Source organism: Sphingobacteriaceae bacterium (genome assembly GCA_002319075.1).
Classification (GTDB): Bacteria; Bacteroidota; Bacteroidia; order B-17B0; family Aurantibacillaceae; genus Aurantibacillus.
In genome coordinates this window covers 1935296-1951973 of the sequence record NVQB01000001.1, presented here as the reverse complement: position 1 = coordinate 1951973, position 16678 = coordinate 1935296, and the positions used below count along the sequence as shown (strand labels likewise).

The following is a 16678-nucleotide window of genomic DNA, read 5'->3' as shown; positions in this document are numbered from 1 at the left end:
ACAATTAGAAGAATGAATAAAGTTTTGTGCTTTGAAGTTTTTTATAAAACTCCGGAGTCTTCGAATTAAAACGCCAACCCATAATAAATCCGCCTCCAATGGAGCTATTGGTGAGTCCAACAAAGCTACTATTATAAACCGCAAAATCGTTTCGGGAGAAAGACATAAAATAAAAACGTCTGAAATTTAAGCCGATCGAGCCACGCACATCGCCCGACAAAGAAAAATAGGAGAGGTTTCTCGAAGGTCCGTCTGTGTAATTATACGTTCGCCATTGCTGTTCGGGCCCCACAATAAACATAAAATTGATAAAGAAGGCTTTCCATATAACGAGACTTGCGGCTCCTCCGGCATTCAAAGAAACAGCAAAAACCTTCATTCCGTTCATGGCCCCGTAATCGCCATAATAGGCTTGCGTAGCTGCCGGAAAAAAAGAACTGTCGTTGCGGAGGTAATTGTAAGTACTGTTGCCACTGAAGATCCAGGTAGCTCCGCTTTTTAACTGCCGGTAATTGCAAACATAGGCCGAACGGAAAGAGTACCTCTTGTGATTGGTGAAGTATAAGAATTTACTGCGGAAGAGTGTATTCGTAAAATCGGGTTGGTAATAATAATTTCCTGTTTCTTTAAAGGTAGTGTCATAGTTTGCGGTATTCGCGTCGTAAAAGCCTTTAAAATAGCGTATCGAATTTTCAAGCATCCACCTATTACCGCCAAAATTAAAATTGGCACTCACTGTTTTGGTGTTGCCCCGGGCATTATGGTTTTGTTTGGGGGTTGATTTAACAGCGAAACCTAAGCTGAACTTGTCGTAATTGACTTCAATGCCCGTAGTAAGGTTAGATTCTGCCACGTATTTATGTTTCGATATTCCCAGGGAATCGGGGATGGTAAATTGCTGGAATTCGTTATTGAAATTGCGGTACGATTGAAAGATACCTACCATTAAATTAGAACTGAACTTCTGATACCGCGTAGTGTCCCAGGCCGCCTTTTTTTGTGCTGCGAGAGTGCCTGCAAAAAACAAGAATAAAAGGGGGTATTTCATTTTTTAATTAGCTTTGTGAAGGTATTAATTTTTTTGAAAAGCTTTATGTTACATTATTTACAAAGCTCCGACGGACTTAAGAAAATCATCCCTTCGGTGGACGTGATTAAACAAGATTTGCAGGTACGCGAGGATAGAATTACGACTTATTTCGACCGTATGGTTTATTCGGTGGTTGAGTACACGCCGATCATCGTTTCGGCCGTTCTTGTATTAATTATTGGCATGTGGCTTATAAAACGTATTAGTAAGATCGCCGAAAAAGCCATGGTAAGAAGGGACTTGGATGTGAGTCTCCGTACTTTTTTGAGAAGTTTAATGAGTATTGGTTTAAAGATCGTTCTTATCGTTACTGTGGCGGGAATGATTGGCATTGGTACTACAAGTTTTGTCACTATTCTGGGAGCGGCCGGATTGGCTGTAGGTTTGGCCTTGCAAGGATCGCTGTCTAATTTCGCGGGGGGAGTTCTTATTTTAATTTTTAAGCCTTTTAAAGTGGGCGATTCTATCGAGGCTGGTGGACAATCTGGGGAAGTGATAGAGATCCAGATCTTTAACACCATCCTTCTTACTGCCGACCATAAAACGGTTATTCTTCCTAACGGTCCGCTCTCTAACGGAACCATTGTCAATTCCACGCGCCATGGCGACGTGCGCCTTGACATTGTTCTGACGCTTAGCAACGACAACAATCTTGCACACGTAAGACAAATCATTGCTGAGGTCCTGAATAAAAACGAAAAAGTTTTAAAAATACCCGCTCCGGCAGTTTCTGTTGGAAAGGTAACCGACGGCACGGTTATCATGAACGTGAGGCCCTATAGCTTACCGGAAAGTTCAGCAGACTTAACAAGTGAACTTTATGGTGAGTTTAAAATGGCGTTTGAGACTAACGAAATAAAACTGGGACAAACGCCAAAGAAGGACGCCTAAGCATGGGCCTTGTTTGAACCACTCTTCCATGTTTGAAAAACGCAGAACCATAGGCAGCGTAGGTTTATATGCTGTGAGCTTATTTCAGTACACTAAGAATTTGAAGTAGAGTTCAAATATTCGTGACACACTCCGCTTGCGGGTCCGATAGCTATGGTACCCTGTGTGCCCTTTTAGTGGTTCGTATATTCTATGCCCGGTCACTAGCGGGACGATGTATCTATGTAGTTTAACTTTGTACCATGAAGATATCTGAAACACAAAAGCTAGTCGACGACTGGATCAAAGAATTCGGTGTCCGGTATTTCTGCCTCCCAGAAACTTCGCTTGCGAAGCGTATCTATAGTTTCTTTTAAGCGTTCGGCGTGGTTTATGCATAGTTGGATATTCTATGAAAACTCTGTACCTATGTGGTTAATTTTGCACGGCATGAAAATCTCCGAAGCACAGCAACTAGTAGATAACTGGATCAAAAAATTTGGTGTTCGTTATTTCAATGAGCTCACCAACACTGCCATGCTTATGGAAGAAGTAGGCGAGGTGGCCCGCATTATGGCCCGCCGCTACGGCGAACAAAGCGAAAAAGAGAGCGACAAACAAAAAAGTCTTGAGGACGAATTAGCAGACGTTATGTTTGTATTGATCTGTATCGCCAACCAAACTAACATCGACCTTGAAAAAGCCCTTCAAAAGAACCTCGATAAAAAAACGCAACGCGATAGCACGCGGCATTTGGATAATGAGAAGTTGAAGTGAGAATTTGCTTGATTTTAGATCAATAGAACACATTCGCATTCGTAAAAGCATTGAGAAATAATTTCGCTTTACGAATTTTCTGATCTTCCTGATAGAGGTATGCATTGTTATTTTCATCTAACATAGGAATGTGGCAGTTCTTTGCCTTATTCCATTTCTTGGGAATAAAGCGCATATCGTGAATAAATTTATTTTGCACGCCGTTTCGTACTTGTTCCGCATCGATGCCAAGATTAAGTTGTGCGTTTTGAGAATAGCCTAAATTGTATTTGATCTGCGCGCTCAATAAACCATGCGAAGTGTTTCCGTAAACTGCACCTGCAGTATCCATGTAACATTCGTAATTAAATTCACTGCGTCTGATCTCGTGCCTGCGTCCCATACTGCCTGTCCACATGGCGCAGCTCACAGCTGCCTGGAACTGATCTTTATATTGGTATTGAATTAATGCGGCTGCGGTTCTAAAACGATCCAACATCTGTCTTGCAAGAATATCATTCTCTGTAATTAGACTGAAGTTCTGAACCTGTATTGCAATGATACCGGTTTGCTGCGTTGTTTTTATTTTATTAAACCAGGCATTATACGAATAGGCTATAGCGTTTTCATACTTGGTTTGATTAGAAACCGAAGAAATAAAAGGATTAAAATAATCTTTTTCCCGACCCGCAGAAAAAACAATGCCCTGGGCTAAAACTAATTCAGGATAACGCAGTTTGGGTCCTAAGCCTTTAAAGTTGAAATAGGCACGTATTTCAGAGTTAGCCTGCACATGATCGAACACATAATAAAAATTAAAATTTACACCCAGACGCTGAAAATGTGTTCCGAAAGCCAGGTTTAATCCCGCGCTAAAACCCAGTTGATCTGTTTTTACAGGAAATTCCTGCGCATGCAACGTTGCAAAACTGCAAAGCAAAAAAAGAAAACTACTTCGTATGTTCTTTAACAGAGCCAAGTAATTTCTGTTGGATAAGTTGAGGCGTTAACAGCAAGCCGTTTATAATGATATGGGCCTGTTCGTAGAAAGGTTTTCTTACAGAAAGGATTTCATCAATATTTTTTGTGAGCTCTTCATTAGTTAAATCTTTCAAGAGAGGGCGCGTAGTAGAAGATTCTTTAATGCGATCCACCAGAATATTTGTAGGAAGATCAATATAAATAAGCTGCCCGTTTTTTTTGACGGTCTCTAAATTATCGTAAAAACAAATGGTTCCTCCGCCTAAAGAAATAACATGTGGGTCTTTTAATTTCAGAAGTTCCAGTAAGTATTTTTTTTCAAGCTCGCGAAATTTTTCTTCCCCTTCTTCTTCAAAAATTTCAGGAATGGTGCGGGCTTCTTTTTTTTCGAGATAATCATCGAGGTCGATAAAGCGGGTTTTTAATAAAGTACCGAGAGCCTTGCCGGCAGTGCTTTTTCCGCTTCCCATAAAGCCGGTTAAGAATACGTGTTGTTTAAGTTTCATTTGTTGCTAATAGGCGAAAGATACGGAAATTTTCGTCGTCCTCATCTCTACCATGCTTGATGTGACAACAAAGCAAAATGGCACCAGTTAAATTTGTGTATATACTATAACCGAAAGTGAGATCAATAACAAGAGCGTTAATAGAATTCGGCAAAAGATCGGTTTTTAGGGCGATGAAGCGCAGCGAATATCAAATAGAGTAGAATTAACCTCCAGCAAATGTTAATGCAAGCAATCGTGCCAGGAGTCTCAGATCGAGAGCATTCGAGTGTCAGATCGAGCAGGATTAACATCCGGTGGATGTTAAGGCCAGCTTGTGCGTAGCCGAGATCAGTTCAGTGAATTAATCTTAAAATTAATATTGAATAAAAAATTTGCTTCAAGATCCTTAAAAGTGCAATCGCAATTATCAGCTTTCAAAACAAGATCAATTAAACCTTTACCAACAACAGGCGTGTGTTGAGCTGTCATCAGTGATTTAGATTTAAGTGCATGCAATTCTTCTTTACTCCTTGTATTTAGAAAGTTAAGCTGCTCGTTGATGCTGTCTTTCTGAAGTGAGTTTACAACATTAATAGTATCAATCAGGTAATCGTCTTCCTGTTTAGATACCACTAACAAGGATTTATAACGCACATGGTCATCATCCGGGTAAAAATTGTGTTTGATCACGTTATCCACGCATTCGTTGATTGCATCGTGTACCCGCGTCACTACTTGTGGATTTTCGTTGTTGCCTTCGAGTTTACTTTTGGTGATCTGTAAAACTTCACCCAAAACTTTATCATCAATAAAACCGTAATAACTGAAGATAACGTTGTTGTTGTGCAGGTTCTCTATTAGCGTGCTCATTTTTTTAGAATTAAAATAAATAAATAAGTTCCGGGAACGAAACACGCTGACACAGCGGGTTAAGGAGAATAAAGATACTTATTTTATTGATTTGGCAAATTCTTTGGCGAAATATGTTAAAATTACCGACGCACCGGCTCTTTTCATACTTAAAAGAATTTCGTCCCGCACACGGTCACCGTCTATCCAACCTTTTGCTGCTGCAGCTTTCACCATGGCATATTCTCCACTTACATTATAAGCCGCTATTGGAATGTTAAAATTATCATTCAATAGTTTTATTACATCCAGATAGCTCAAAGCAGGCTTTACCATGAGAAAATCGGCTCCTTCATTAAAGTCCAGATCTGCTTCGAGTAAGGCTTCTTTGCTGTTTGCAGGATTCATTTGGTAGGTTTTTTTATCGCCAAACTTAGGGGCGCTGTCTAATGCATCTCTGAACGGACCGTAAAAAGCACTTGCGTATTTAGCCGTGTAACTCATGATTGATACGTTACTAAAACCATTGTCATCGAGGGCTTCGCGAATAAAGCCCACGCGGCCGTCCATCATGTCACTCGGACCAATTATATCTGCACCGGCCTCAGCCTGCGCCACTGCCATCTTTGCAAGAATTTCTAAAGTTTCGTCATTTAAGATCTCTCCATTTTTAACAAAACCATCGTGACCATCACTACTGTAGGGATCCATCGCAACGTCTGTCATAATAAGAGCTTCAGGAAATCTCTTTTTTATTTCACGTAAAGTAGACAGGTAAAGTCCTTTTTTATTTAAAGATTCGGTTGCTTTTTTATCTTTTAATTTTTCAGAAAGTCCTGGAAAAATATCGAAAGTTCTAATGCCTAAATTCATACAAGATTCAATTTCTTTTAAAAGAAGATCCTGGCTAAGACGGTAAATACCGGGCATAGAGTTGACCTCGGTTTTTTTATTTTTTCCTTCAATTAAAAATAAAGGAAAAATAAGATCGTTTACCGTTAAAGTGTTTTCCTGTACAAGATCTCTTACAACGGCGCTCTTGCGGTTACGGCGGGGACGGTGAGTTAAATTTATCATAGATACTGCGAAGTTAAGAAAATGTTTGCCACTCCCGATAGCTATCAGGATAGCAGATTTCACAAATAAAAATCATTACAATTCTATTTGAATCAGCCTTGTTTTGCCTACTGATCTGTGAAATCTGGATATACCAGAGATTAACAAAAAAACTCTTTTGTTTTTAGAAGCCCTCATCAGAGAAATCTGTGGCATTTAAGCGTCAGTGCCTTCAGAAAAGTTTGCCGCCTTCGTTGCTAATTCTTCGAAGGCACAAACTTCAGCTGATCTTCCAGCGAAGCGTTCAGAAAAACAGCTTTATCCAGAGATGGATTTCTGTCGTTCATTTCCAGCATAGCAGCCAATACCAGTTGAGAATAATTTTGTGAAGAGCTTTTAAATTTTCCCGCCTGTGTTCTCCATAGTGTATAGATCAGATCCATATTACCTTCTGTAGGACAAAAAGAAAATAAAGCCCTTTGCACATTGCCGGCACCAGCGTGATAAACGTGCATCACCAATAATCTGAACCAAAGATCCTGCTCATCATAGTTGTTAATGCGCAACGAATCCAACATACGACGAGCTCTTGGTATACAGATGTATTTTAGCAATGAACTGGCCGCATAGGCACTTCTTTCAAAGTCTGCACGCTCATCTATGGTTTTATTTACTTTGAGTCCGTACATTTTGGCCACGTCTCTCATTAACTGAAACGATCCATACGCGCCAACGTTTGATTTTTGTAATTTGTTAGGACTTTCGATAAGAAGAATAGCCTGGGCGTACCAGGGATCAACGTCGTTCTGCATAAAACAACGAATGCCTTTATCAAAATTTACAGAGGTTTTATCAAAGTCGTAGAAGAATTTTTTTCCCGAAGTCAGAAGAATACGACTAGTGGTATCAAGATTTCTCGTAAGGCGCACACTGTCTTTATAATATTTTTTTGCGGAATCACTTTTTGCATTCCAGTCTTTTAAGGATATTTTTTGAAGAATACAACGCGAATTGGCAACACAGATCAAGGCTGTATCCTGGTGCATATTCATAATGTCGCGCCAGAATTTTATTTGAGGCAGGGTATCTACTTTTAAATTATAAATAGATTTATCGAAGATGTAATTTTCAGTACAATTCGTTTGTGGATTGAGAACTCCTACAATGCTCTTGCAGTAATCACGGGCATTTGTGCCGTCAAATACAACACGCAAATTCGACTTCTTTACCAGAGAATCATCAATGGGATAAGAGTACAGGGCAGTGGAACATAAGAGAACCAGGATGAGAGATACACTACGCATGAATAGAAAAAAATTGATGTGAATTATAAAGTTAACGAAAAAACACATCAAATCAAACTTCAACGCCCCTGTTTTTAAGGTTGGGAGTGTTAATTAAGTAATTTCTAATTTTGTAAATCTGCTTGTGTTTAACAAAATTTCAACTGATCGACGCAACCTTCCGGTTGATCGATTAATCACGCGCATTCAGAGATCTCATTTCTTGCCCAGTGAAACCACCGCTTTTCCAATGCCCGTAAAGGAGACAACATTTAACGGGAATTCCAGAAAAACATGTAAAAAACTCAAAAAGAATAAAACCTGTAAACCAAGATTGTAATCATAAATGTAAAGCGAAATGGAAATCAACCACAAGCCAAGTGTGCCGAACAGAATATTTTTAGGAACCTGGTGCCATTTAATAACTGAAGTTTTAGAAAACCAGTTGAGGTAATGATAGGTGTACGCAAAGGCTATAAAGCGCATGATCACAAAGCCGGCATTCGTGGTAAAAATTTGCCGGATGTTGGTCAACTGATCCATATTAAAATAATTGATCAGCTGATAGTTCAAATCACCAAAACGTTGGTAGCTTTTTTGAGTGTAATCGCTAACCGTGTAATAAAGATTGGTAGGTTGAATCATGATGATTAAAACAGAACATGCGATCAATGCAAGAATAGAAATTAATCCGGGAATGGAACGTTCTTTAATAACACCGAAAAGCATAAATGCCCATGTAAAAATAAATACATGGATGATGGTAGGCAGAAAGATCGCTACCCAGGTAAAAAACTGTGGCGAATTATTTAAAAAGCCTGTAAACACAAAGGCCAGAATAATTACTACAAAACGGTAAAGCCAGTCTTTTATAAAAACAAAAGCTATACACGAAAATAAACTCAGGAAGATAATATCGGCGGAAATTCCAAAATCTTTTGGAGGGTTATAATTCCAGTAAACCAGTATAACACAGGCTCCCACTAAAAAGAGAAAATCATACTTTCCTTTAGTGAAGTAATTTTTTTTGTGAAGCCATCCTATTTCTGTTAGGTAATGCAGTGGACCGAGAATACCGTACGAGAAAAGAAATAATTCGAAAGGAATAAAAAACGAAACAAGGCAAGAGAAAATAATCAGGCCCGTATTCAAATGGTGAATGGTGGCTGGCTTCATTTTTTCTTTGTATTAGTGGCTTTTGGATTCAAATACTCCTGCATAAAATCGTTGAATTTTTTTGTCTTATAACTATCGCTTGCAATATAAGTCAAAATTGGTTTTATATGTTCAGGTGACTGGTAAAAATTTAAGACATCAATGGTATTTAACTGTTCATCTAAAAGACAAAGGGAAGGAAATGCCAAACGGTTATTGGTGAGTTTTAAACTCAGACTGTGAAGCGGAAAATTATTTACTATAACAGGAAAGTACTTTTCTTTTTTAAACATAACGGTGTCTTTGCGTGTTGCATGAAATTCAACCAGGTAAAAATTCTTGTTGATATAGGAAGCAATACTCGTGTCAACAAATGTTGTTTTGTTCATCACCGTGCATGTATTGCAAAATTCGGCGCTAAATGTAACCAGAACTTTTTTTGGTTTTTTAGCCTGCAATTTTTCTACTTCTTCTATGCTATAAACCTTAACGGCTGTTTTTGGAAAAGCGGTATCGTAGAACGTATTGGTAAAATGTTTGTTAAACTCTTCGTACACACTGGTCTGCCAGGTGTTTTCCAGCAGGAAGATGAGCATAGGTTCTATTTTTTTATCTTCAAGATAACCTTGAGCTAAAAGGTTAAACTCAAAATTATTGGTAACAAACATGGTAGAAGGATAACTTAACTTCTGACCTAAAAATTTTACAGCTAGTTCGTGAGGGGTTTTAGGATCGGGAGAAAGAGGTTTGTATATTTTGCCGTTGTATTCAATGGTGTCTTTTGTTTCGGCATTAAATTTTACGGGATAAAAATGTGTGTTGATGTAATTGGCAAGCCCTTCATTGGAGTAAGTGGTTTTCATCATGTGTTTGCACCAGCCGCACCAATCTGTATAAATATCAATAAGTATAGGTTTGCTAACTTCTTTGTTTTTTTGTTGCGCTTCTTTTAAGGTCAACCATTTTACAAGACCGTCTTCATGTTGGGCTTTGGAAATGGTAAGTACAAAAAGAAATAGAACTACTGTAGTGACTTTGTTTAACATGGGCTTGGCTATTGTCTATTTTTCCATAAATTTAAAAACTTATTGCCATGATAAAAAATTTAGTCTTTATCTGCTTAACAATCTTTAAAGTCTCTACACTGGCTCAAAATTTTGTGGTGTCGTATGGCTTTCCGGAAGTAACTACCAGCAGTGGAACAGTGGATCCAAGTTTTACGCCAACACTTAGCGGTTTAAGTTGTGGTTCTTTTTCGGCCAATGGAACTTCGTTAAATCCGAGTGCCTCGGGGCGTTTTTCTTTTACCGGTTGGCCCCTGGGAGGAATTAACGCAACAGATGACTATTCGAATTTTACTGGAGCGCTTTCTCCTACTGTTTATTATGAAGTAACTTTAACGCCCGATCAAGGCTATACTTTAAGTTTGAATTCGGCAACTTTTACCATCCGTAGATCAGGAACGGGAATCAGGCACTATTGCATGCGGTCAGATCAGGATAATTATATCAATAATCTCGCAGCTTTCACTGGAACAACAACAAAACTCTCTGTTATTCCAGGGGATATTTTTTCCTGGAATTATGATTCAGTTTCTGCGTCGTCAGACCAGAGAGGCAGTGAAATTAAGTTTGGAACGGCTTTTAATGCGCTTACTAATAAAGTTACGTTTCGTATTTACGCCTGGAATGCAGAGTCCTCCGGGGGAAGTTTCGCGATAGATAATTTTTCTTTTATAGGTTCGCTAACCAATTCTGTTTCAACAGTGGGAGTCTTGTCTGAACAAAAAAACCCGAGCATAAATCTTTATCCAAATCCATCAGAGGATGGAAAATTTATCCTGCAAAAGACCAATAATACTCAAAAAATGGAGTTGTTTTCTTCAGAAGGAAAACTTCTTCGCGAGGAATTTCCAAAGGCGTGGGAGGGTAATTATGTCCTGGATCTCTCAGCCTTTAAAAGTGGACTTTATCTTGTGAAAATTTATTCGGAGGCGTCTGTGGTCCTGAAAAAGCTCATTATCAATCAAAAATAAAGTTCTGCACAATAAAACCCCTGAGCTGGAGTTAGTAGAAAAGATATCTATACATTAGGCTAAGCATGAGAAAATATCTGGGACTGCTAGCATCCTTTTTTCTATACTCCTGCGCGTCGCTCCACACGCCCTCACCTCATTTTGTTCCCTCTATAACAAAAGCTAAACATTTTGAAGGAGAAACAGCTGTTGGATTAAAGTCTGCAAGTGCCAGTATAGCGTATTCTCCATTCAACCGCTTTAGTCTTATGGCTAATGTGCAGGTTCTTCCATATACAAACAACAAGAGTAATTTTCAGCGTAATTGTGAATTGGCTTTAGGCACTTACGGTTCCAGGAAAAAATGCGTTTATGGATTTAATACCGGTTATGGCATGGGTGCTTACAACTGGGACTATATGCAGTTTGTAGATTCGGTAGCCCTAACACTGCGAACTAACGGTAATTTTCAAAAATTAATGGTGCAGGTGTATTTCGCTTTTACGAATGATTCATCCGACCCCTCCTGGATGGCTGGCATTTCTTTAAAGGAGAACTTTTTCTGGGATCAATATGTTAGTTTAAGTTCCGCAAAGAAACAAATCAACGATTTTTCTGGATTTGAGCAAAACACTTCTTTTGAACCTTGTTTTTTTGCAAAGAATTTTTTTGGAACAAAGTTTTATATGAATGTTCAGGCAGGTATGAATATAAGCTATGATAGAACCATGTTCTGGCCAACACAATATTTTTTTACACGTATTGGATTAGGAATAAAACTTGGTGTTTAACCTATAAGTTTTTTGTTGATCCTGTAACCTTTTCCCTTTTGTGATTGAATGATGCGTTTGCCGAAAAATTGACGGATATTATAAACGTGAACGTCGATTGTACGTTTGTTGGCTATGGTTTCATCGTTCCAGATGCTGGAGGCAATTTCAGTTTTACTGAAGAACTTCTCAGAGCTGTTATAAAGTAATTCGAAGAGTTTAAATTCTTTGCGGGGCAATTGGAAAGCTACACCATTTTTAAAAATCAGGTAGCGTTCGTTATCTATAACAACTTCTCTTTTAAGATCGTCCTTAATTTTTACGCGTCTCCGTAACAGATTTTTGAGAAACAATTCCATTACCGAAACTTTGTTGTGGAAATTAATAAAAGAATCCACACCCGAATTAAAGGCAAGTTCTTGTACGAAGTCATCCTGCTTATCCGTATAAATAACAATGAACGGATTAGCTTCAAAATTACGTTGGCGGATCTCTTTACAAAGCGCAACGGCATCGTTGGGTTGAAGATCAAGATTTAAAAAAATAACATCTGCCCGGTTGGTTTCGAGAAATTCCAGGAAATCTTTTTCCTGGTTAAAAATAGAAATTGATTCGAAGCTGCGCTTTAGGCCCTCCACGGTTTTAAAAATTCCGTTAATAGAATTATCTACAAAAATTATGGCTGACCGGTTCACACTCATCACAGAAAGTAAAGTTTAACTTTTAAGTTTAAGCCTAAGCCAAATCAATGTTAACTTAACATTAAATGATGATCCTGCATTAACAGGTGATCCTTTACAAGACGGTTGTTGTGAAACAATTTAAGAAAGAAGCTGGTACGCCGCGAATGCAGAGGAATAGGCGAGTATTGACATAAATGCAAGTTGAGCAAAAACCCATTTCCAGCTTTTGGTTTCGCGTTTAACAACGGCGATAGTACTCATGCACTGCATAGCAAAAGCATAGAACAAAAGTAAAGACCAGCATACAGCAGCTGTGTATTTTACATGGCCATATTCATCTCTTTCGTTAAGCAATTTTTGTTTGATACCCTCTGTATTTTGATCATCTTCATTTTGATAGATGGTTGCCATTGTTCCTACAAAAACTTCGCGGGCTGCAAAGGAAGTAATAAGAGCAATGCCAATTTTCCAGTCAAAACCAAGTGGACGAATAACAGGTTCTATTACATGACCGAGATTTCCAATAAATGAATGTTCTAATTTTTGAGTTTCAATTTTCTTTAAAAGAGTTGTGTTTTCTTGTGATGGCGCAGAATTTTCCAAAGCTGTTTTTTGCGCCTCTAATGCTTTGTAAGTTTTGCTTATGCCATGCGAACTTAAAAACCATAGCACTATAGAGATCGCCAGGATTATTTTTCCTGCTTCCCTGATAAAAACTTTCACTTTCGTGTAAACCATAATCCCAATATTTTTAGGCTGAGGCCATCTGTATACAGGAAGTTCCATTACAAAAAAAGATGTTTCTTTAATCTTCACAACACGCTTTAAAACCCAGGCGGTTAAAAGGGTTACGACAAAGCCAAGCATGTATAATAAAAAGAGTACTAAGCCTTTCGAATTAAAAACGCCTAAAAATTTACTGTCCGGGTAAAGCACTGCAATAAGTAAAGTGTAAACCGGAAGTCGCGCCGAACAGCTAATGAGTGGTAAAATAAAAATGGTGATCAGCCTTTCTTTTAAATTCGAGATAGAACGTGTTGCCATAATAGATGGCACTGCGCAGGCTGTTCCACTGATCAGTGGGATGACGGATTTTCCATTTAATCCAAAACGACGCATCACCTTGTCCATGATAAAGCTCGCACGCGCCATATAGCCTGAGTCTTCGAGAAAACCAATAAATAGAAACAGAAATGCAATTTGTGGAACAAACATCACTACACCACTAATGCCAACGATAACGCCATTTACAAGCAGGTCATTTAATTGGCCGGGTGGCAAGTGGTTTTTTACATAATCGGCAAAATTCAGAAACACACTTTCAATCCAATTCATAGGTGTTTCTGAAATGAAAAATATAAACTGAAAAACTAAGAATAAAACGGCAAGTAAAATAACATAACCAAAAACTCTGTGCGTGGTAATTGCATCGATCTTGGAAGTAATTTCTTTACGTGATAATTGCTCGGGACTTTTTACATAACGCGCCACCATGTAATTAATGGTGTTGAAGCGATAGATCTTATCAGCATTTTCAAGCGCCTGAGTGCCGGTTTTATCTTTTAAAGAGGCCTCAATAAATTCCTTGTAAGTATGTTCTTTCTGTAAAAAAGGGGCATTTAAATCATAAAAAAAACTATTACTTGCCTGAGCAGAAACAATGGCTTCCTTTAACTTAGAAAAACCAACGTGGTGACGTGAATCCACGGGTAATACCTCCACGCCAAGGGTTTCACCAAGACCTTTAATGTCAATAAGAACATGCTGGCTCTCTGCCTCATCCATCATACTCAAAGCAACAACTGTTTTAAATTTAAGATCGATAAGTTGCGTGGCCAGTAAAAGATTGCGTTTTAAATTTGTAGCATCGGCAACAATCACAATCACATCAATTTTTTCTTTCGGGTCAAGTAAGGTCTTGCAAGCTATTTCCTCGTCATTGGATTTTGGGAACAAGCTGTATATGCCTGGCAAGTCAATTATGGAAAAAGTAAATTTCCGATCACTCAGCGAAAAGCTTGTGGTCCCTTCCTGGCGGTCTACAGTTACACCGGCGTAATTTCCTGTTTTTTGATTTAAACCTGTAAGTCCGTTAAATAAGCTGGACTTACCTGCATTGGGATTACCCAAAAGAGCAATCTTTAGATGAGTATTTTGTTTTAAAGGAGGCAAAAATGATTAAGCGACTAATTCAATCAACACCGAGGCTGCTTCTTCTTTGCGTAAGCTCAATTCGTAACCCGCAATGTTAATCGCAAGCGGGCAACCCAGGGGTGCTATCCTTGAAAGAATAAAAGATTCGCCGGGCATACAGCCCATTTCAATCAATTTTGAACTCAAAGCATCATTGGTGAAGGATTTCACCATAGCCTTTTGTCCTTTTTTTAGATCTGCGAGGGATAATATCATATACCTCAAAGTTAAGGAATTAATAAAAAGTCAAGTATACCCTAAATAAGGTATGCAGCTTAAGCCTAATTTATAGAAGTGTATAGGCTTAAAAGCTGAAAAAGCTTGATTTATAGATAAAAAACGGTTCTTTAAGAGCTTTTTTTGCCTTATTTCAGAGAACCTAGCTGGCCAGGTTCATCAGTATATCTGGGGCAACCCCTGGTGCTGCTATTGATCATTGCCTTCCGGCATCTTAATAGTTTGTAAAGATTTTTTATGGGATAAATTTTTCTTTATTACTTTAAGGCAAGAATTAAGAAGATCTTTGTGCTTAAAACCGCTTTTTTTAAGAAAGAAAAAATAACCTTTTCCGATAGAGGAAAGGGCAGAGTGGTCATTCTCCTGCATGGGTTTTTAGGCTCACATGAAATCTGGAAAACGACAGCAGATGATCTTACAAAGTCTTACCGTGTTATAGCAATCGATCTGCCCGGTCACGGTAATAGTCCGTGCTACGGCTATGTGCACAGCATGGAGCTCATGGCCAAATGCGTGAAAGTGGTGATGGATAGTTTAAAATTAAAAAAGTATGTGATTGTTGGTCATAGTATGGGAGGATATGTGGGACTTGCCTTCGCCGATCTCTTTCCTGATAATTTAAAAGGACTTTGTTTATTTCACAGCACGGCTTACGCAGATAGTGAAGAAAAAAAAGCAGACCGTTTACGCGCCATAAATTTAGTTCGCTCGAATAAAACAGTATATACCAAGACTAGCATCCGTAATTTATTTGCTACCAGAAACTTAAAATACCTTGGCGAAGAAATTTCTTTTGCAACAAAAATCGCTAAAGAAACAACAAAAAGAGGGATAGTGGCAGCACTGCACGGTATGCGTGATAGACCAGGCAGAGACATTATTTTGGGTTTGGTAGAATATCCCATTATGATGGTGATTGGTGAACAAGATAATGTGTTACCTTATGCACAATTGCTGGAACAAACCCATCTCATCAAAAATAAAAGTGTTCTGTACCTCGAGCACGACGGCCATTTTGGCTTTTTAGAATCCTCTAAAATTGTGAATAAAGAGCTCCGGAAATTTCTAAGAAAATGTTTTTAAATTGTTTTTCCCCTGAACGTTTTTTATAGCTTCTCTGTTAATTCTATCACTACTTAATTTGTAATTTTGCATTGATGACAGAAACAGAGGAATTAGTTGAAGTAAAAACACTACAGGACGAGGAACGTCAAACCATTGTACACTGCACTTGCGGAGACGATTACGCCTACAGAGTATGGCCCTCTACTTTCTTAATAGAACAAGGAACAGGTAAACGCGCTCAATTAATTACAGCTTTTAATATTTCATTTGCACCCCAATGGACACTCAATGATGGTAAAGGATTTACACTCATTTTTGAAGGATTGAGCAGAGGTTGCACGGCTTTCGACCTTAAAGAGATAATTCCGCAGGAAGGTGGTTTTGAAGTAAAGGGAATAAAGCGTAATTCCATGGACGTTTACCGGGTGAGGTTTTAGAGCGCTATATTCCTGTTACGCTTTTTGAGTTTCTTTCTTTTACTTGATTTACCTGCGATAAATAGAAAGGAAGGGAATTTTCGAAGTGTTATAACCGTTAATTAGACTACCTTTAACTGTCTGTCATTTCAGGCCGCGCGCCATGGAAACAGATTTTGAAAACCTGATCACAAGTTTTATTGAAACCAATATTGGAATCTCGGAGAGTTTTCTAAGTGCAGCCCTTGCAAACAATTTAAAGGCAAACCTGCTTTTATTGGAAAGGGACAATCTATTGGCCGCGGCAGCAACCGGGCATAGCAAAACGCTTCAGCACAACTTAAACACGCGGAGCGACAGAATTTACTGGCTTGACCGCGACCACAACAATATTTACGAGAATGAGTTTTTTGATCTGGTGGAAGATTTTGTTGAATTTCTAAACAGAAGTTGTTACGCGGGAATTACCAGTTACGAATTTCATTATTCGCTCTACGCTCCAGGTGCATTTTACAGTAAACACCGCGATCAGTTTTTAAATAATTCAGGCAGAAAATATTCTATGATTTCTTATTTAAATGCTAACTGGCAAAAAGAAGACGGGGGAGAATTAGTCATTCAACAATCAGAAACAAATCAAAGTATTTCGCCAACACAGGGTAAAACAGTTTTTTTTAAAAGTAATGAGCTCATTCATGAAGTTCTTAAAACCAATCAGCCACGCCTGAGTATTACAGGGTGGCTGAAAGGGTAATAGTGTTGTAACGAAAGT

Annotated in this window: 18 protein-coding genes; 7 read left to right on the top strand and 11 right to left on the bottom strand. The window is 38.5% G+C overall.

Annotated elements, in window-relative coordinates; translation table 11 throughout:
• Positions 1-4 precede the first annotated feature (4 nt).
• On the bottom strand, positions 5-1048 hold the full coding sequence (locus tag CNR22_08620; GenBank protein PBQ31827.1) for a hypothetical protein: 1044 nt from the start codon (positions 1046-1048) through the stop codon (positions 5-7).
• A gap of 45 nt (positions 1049-1093) precedes the next feature.
• Here CNR22_08620 and CNR22_08615 point away from each other — a divergent pair, with 45 nt between their 5' ends.
• Both CNR22_08615 and CNR22_08610 read left to right on the top strand, forming a co-directional pair.
• A complete protein-coding gene (locus tag CNR22_08615; GenBank protein PBQ31826.1) occupies positions 1094-1981 on the top strand; it encodes a mechanosensitive ion channel protein in 888 nt (295 codons plus the stop codon).
• Positions 1982-2410: 429 nt separating this feature from the next.
• Positions 2411-2737 carry a pyrophosphatase gene (locus CNR22_08610; protein ID PBQ31825.1) on the top strand — a complete coding sequence of 109 codons (327 nt, stop codon included), beginning with the start codon at positions 2411-2413 and terminating at the stop codon, positions 2735-2737.
• A 19-nt stretch (positions 2738-2756) separates the two neighbouring features.
• On the opposite strand, the gene CNR22_08605 is transcribed toward CNR22_08610, so the two are convergent.
• The 7 genes from CNR22_08605 to CNR22_08575 form a co-directional block, all read right to left on the bottom strand.
• A complete protein-coding gene (locus CNR22_08605; protein ID PBQ31824.1) occupies positions 2757-3695 on the bottom strand; it encodes a hypothetical protein in 939 nt (312 codons plus the stop codon).
• Entirely contained in the window at positions 3667-4203 is a 537-nt protein-coding gene (locus tag CNR22_08600) for a shikimate kinase (GenBank protein ID PBQ31823.1), read from the bottom strand. Before CNR22_08600 ends, CNR22_08605 begins: the two co-directional genes overlap by 29 nt.
• A gap of 330 nt (positions 4204-4533) precedes the next feature.
• Positions 4534-5055 (bottom strand): hypothetical protein, encoded by a 522-nt coding sequence (locus tag CNR22_08595; GenBank protein ID PBQ31822.1) that lies wholly within the window; start codon positions 5053-5055, stop codon positions 4534-4536.
• 78 nt (positions 5056-5133) lie between these two features.
• The gene (locus CNR22_08590) at positions 5134-6108 is read right to left on the bottom strand and encodes a porphobilinogen synthase (protein PBQ34858.1); all 975 of its coding nucleotides are present in this window, start codon (positions 6106-6108) and stop codon (positions 5134-5136) included.
• Between the two features lie 239 nt (positions 6109-6347).
• The gene (locus CNR22_08585) at positions 6348-7442 is read right to left on the bottom strand and encodes a hypothetical protein (protein PBQ31821.1); all 1095 of its coding nucleotides are present in this window, start codon (positions 7440-7442) and stop codon (positions 6348-6350) included.
• A 147-nt stretch (positions 7443-7589) separates the two neighbouring features.
• Positions 7590-8549, bottom strand: a complete 960-nt coding sequence (locus tag CNR22_08580) for a hypothetical protein (GenBank protein PBQ31820.1) — start codon at positions 8547-8549, stop codon at positions 7590-7592.
• Entirely contained in the window at positions 8546-9574 is a 1029-nt protein-coding gene (locus tag CNR22_08575) for a hypothetical protein (GenBank protein PBQ31819.1), read from the bottom strand. The genes CNR22_08580 and CNR22_08575 overlap by 4 nt, the downstream gene beginning before the upstream one ends.
• Positions 9575-9621: 47 nt before the next feature.
• On the opposite strand from CNR22_08575, the gene CNR22_08570 reads away from it, so the two are divergent.
• The gene (locus CNR22_08570; protein ID PBQ31818.1) at positions 9622-10563 is read left to right on the top strand and encodes a hypothetical protein; all 942 of its coding nucleotides are present in this window, start codon (positions 9622-9624) and stop codon (positions 10561-10563) included.
• A 65-nt stretch (positions 10564-10628) separates the two neighbouring features.
• Entirely contained in the window at positions 10629-11333 is a 705-nt protein-coding gene (locus tag CNR22_08565; GenBank protein ID PBQ31817.1) for a hypothetical protein, read from the top strand.
• Here CNR22_08565 and CNR22_08560 read toward each other — a convergent pair.
• From CNR22_08560 to CNR22_08550, 3 genes are all read right to left on the bottom strand, one after another.
• On the bottom strand, positions 11330-12013 hold the full coding sequence (locus tag CNR22_08560) for a hypothetical protein (protein PBQ31816.1): 684 nt from the start codon (positions 12011-12013) through the stop codon (positions 11330-11332). The two genes, CNR22_08565 and CNR22_08560, sit on opposite strands and share 4 nt — an antisense overlap.
• A gap of 120 nt (positions 12014-12133) precedes the next feature.
• Positions 12134-14167 carry a ferrous iron transport protein B gene (feoB, locus tag CNR22_08555; GenBank protein PBQ31815.1) on the bottom strand — a complete coding sequence of 678 codons (2034 nt, stop codon included), beginning with the start codon at positions 14165-14167 and terminating at the stop codon, positions 12134-12136.
• A gap of 6 nt (positions 14168-14173) precedes the next feature.
• Positions 14174-14404: a ferrous iron transport protein A gene (locus CNR22_08550; GenBank protein ID PBQ31814.1), complete on the bottom strand. Its 231-nt coding sequence runs from the start codon at positions 14402-14404 to the stop codon at positions 14174-14176.
• A gap of 267 nt (positions 14405-14671) precedes the next feature.
• Between CNR22_08550 and CNR22_08545 the strand changes: the two genes are divergently transcribed.
• From CNR22_08545 to CNR22_08535, 3 genes are all read left to right on the top strand, one after another.
• Positions 14672-15508, top strand: a complete 837-nt coding sequence (locus tag CNR22_08545; GenBank protein ID PBQ31813.1) for an alpha/beta hydrolase — start codon at positions 14672-14674, stop codon at positions 15506-15508.
• A 74-nt stretch (positions 15509-15582) separates the two neighbouring features.
• Positions 15583-15927, top strand: a complete 345-nt coding sequence (locus CNR22_08540) for a hypothetical protein (protein PBQ31812.1) — start codon at positions 15583-15585, stop codon at positions 15925-15927.
• A 142-nt stretch (positions 15928-16069) separates the two neighbouring features.
• On the top strand, positions 16070-16660 hold the full coding sequence (locus CNR22_08535) for a proline hydroxylase (protein PBQ31811.1): 591 nt from the start codon (positions 16070-16072) through the stop codon (positions 16658-16660).
• The last annotated feature ends 18 nt before the right edge of the window (positions 16661-16678 follow it).

Bases quoted from the DNA above. Each gene is read 5' to 3' on its own strand.
- CNR22_08570 (PBQ31818.1), top strand. From the start codon at position 9,622: ATGATAAAAAATTTAGTCTTTATCTGCTTAACAATCTTTAAAGTCTCT.
- CNR22_08610 (PBQ31825.1), top strand. From the start codon at position 2,411: ATGAAAATCTCCGAAGCACAGCAACTAGTAGATAACTGGATCAAAAAA.
- CNR22_08615 (PBQ31826.1), top strand. From the start codon at position 1,094: ATGTTACATTATTTACAAAGCTCCGACGGACTTAAGAAAATCATCCCT.
- CNR22_08595 (PBQ31822.1), bottom strand. From the start codon at position 5,055: ATGAGCACGCTAATAGAGAACCTGCACAACAACAACGTTATCTTCAGT.
- CNR22_08600 (PBQ31823.1), bottom strand. From the start codon at position 4,203: ATGAAACTTAAACAACACGTATTCTTAACCGGCTTTATGGGAAGCGGA.
- CNR22_08560 (PBQ31816.1), bottom strand. From the start codon at position 12,013: ATGAGTGTGAACCGGTCAGCCATAATTTTTGTAGATAATTCTATTAAC.
- CNR22_08585 (PBQ31821.1), bottom strand. From the start codon at position 7,442: ATGTGTTTTTTCGTTAACTTTATAATTCACATCAATTTTTTTCTATTC.
- CNR22_08575 (PBQ31819.1), bottom strand. From the start codon at position 9,574: ATGTTAAACAAAGTCACTACAGTAGTTCTATTTCTTTTTGTACTTACC.
- CNR22_08620 (PBQ31827.1), bottom strand. From the start codon at position 1,048: ATGAAATACCCCCTTTTATTCTTGTTTTTTGCAGGCACTCTCGCAGCA.
- CNR22_08535 (PBQ31811.1), top strand. From the start codon at position 16,070: ATGGAAACAGATTTTGAAAACCTGATCACAAGTTTTATTGAAACCAAT.
- CNR22_08580 (PBQ31820.1), bottom strand. From the start codon at position 8,549: ATGAAGCCAGCCACCATTCACCATTTGAATACGGGCCTGATTATTTTC.
- CNR22_08565 (PBQ31817.1), top strand. From the start codon at position 10,629: ATGAGAAAATATCTGGGACTGCTAGCATCCTTTTTTCTATACTCCTGC.
- CNR22_08550 (PBQ31814.1), bottom strand. From the start codon at position 14,404: ATGATATTATCCCTCGCAGATCTAAAAAAAGGACAAAAGGCTATGGTG.
- CNR22_08540 (PBQ31812.1), top strand. From the start codon at position 15,583: ATGACAGAAACAGAGGAATTAGTTGAAGTAAAAACACTACAGGACGAG.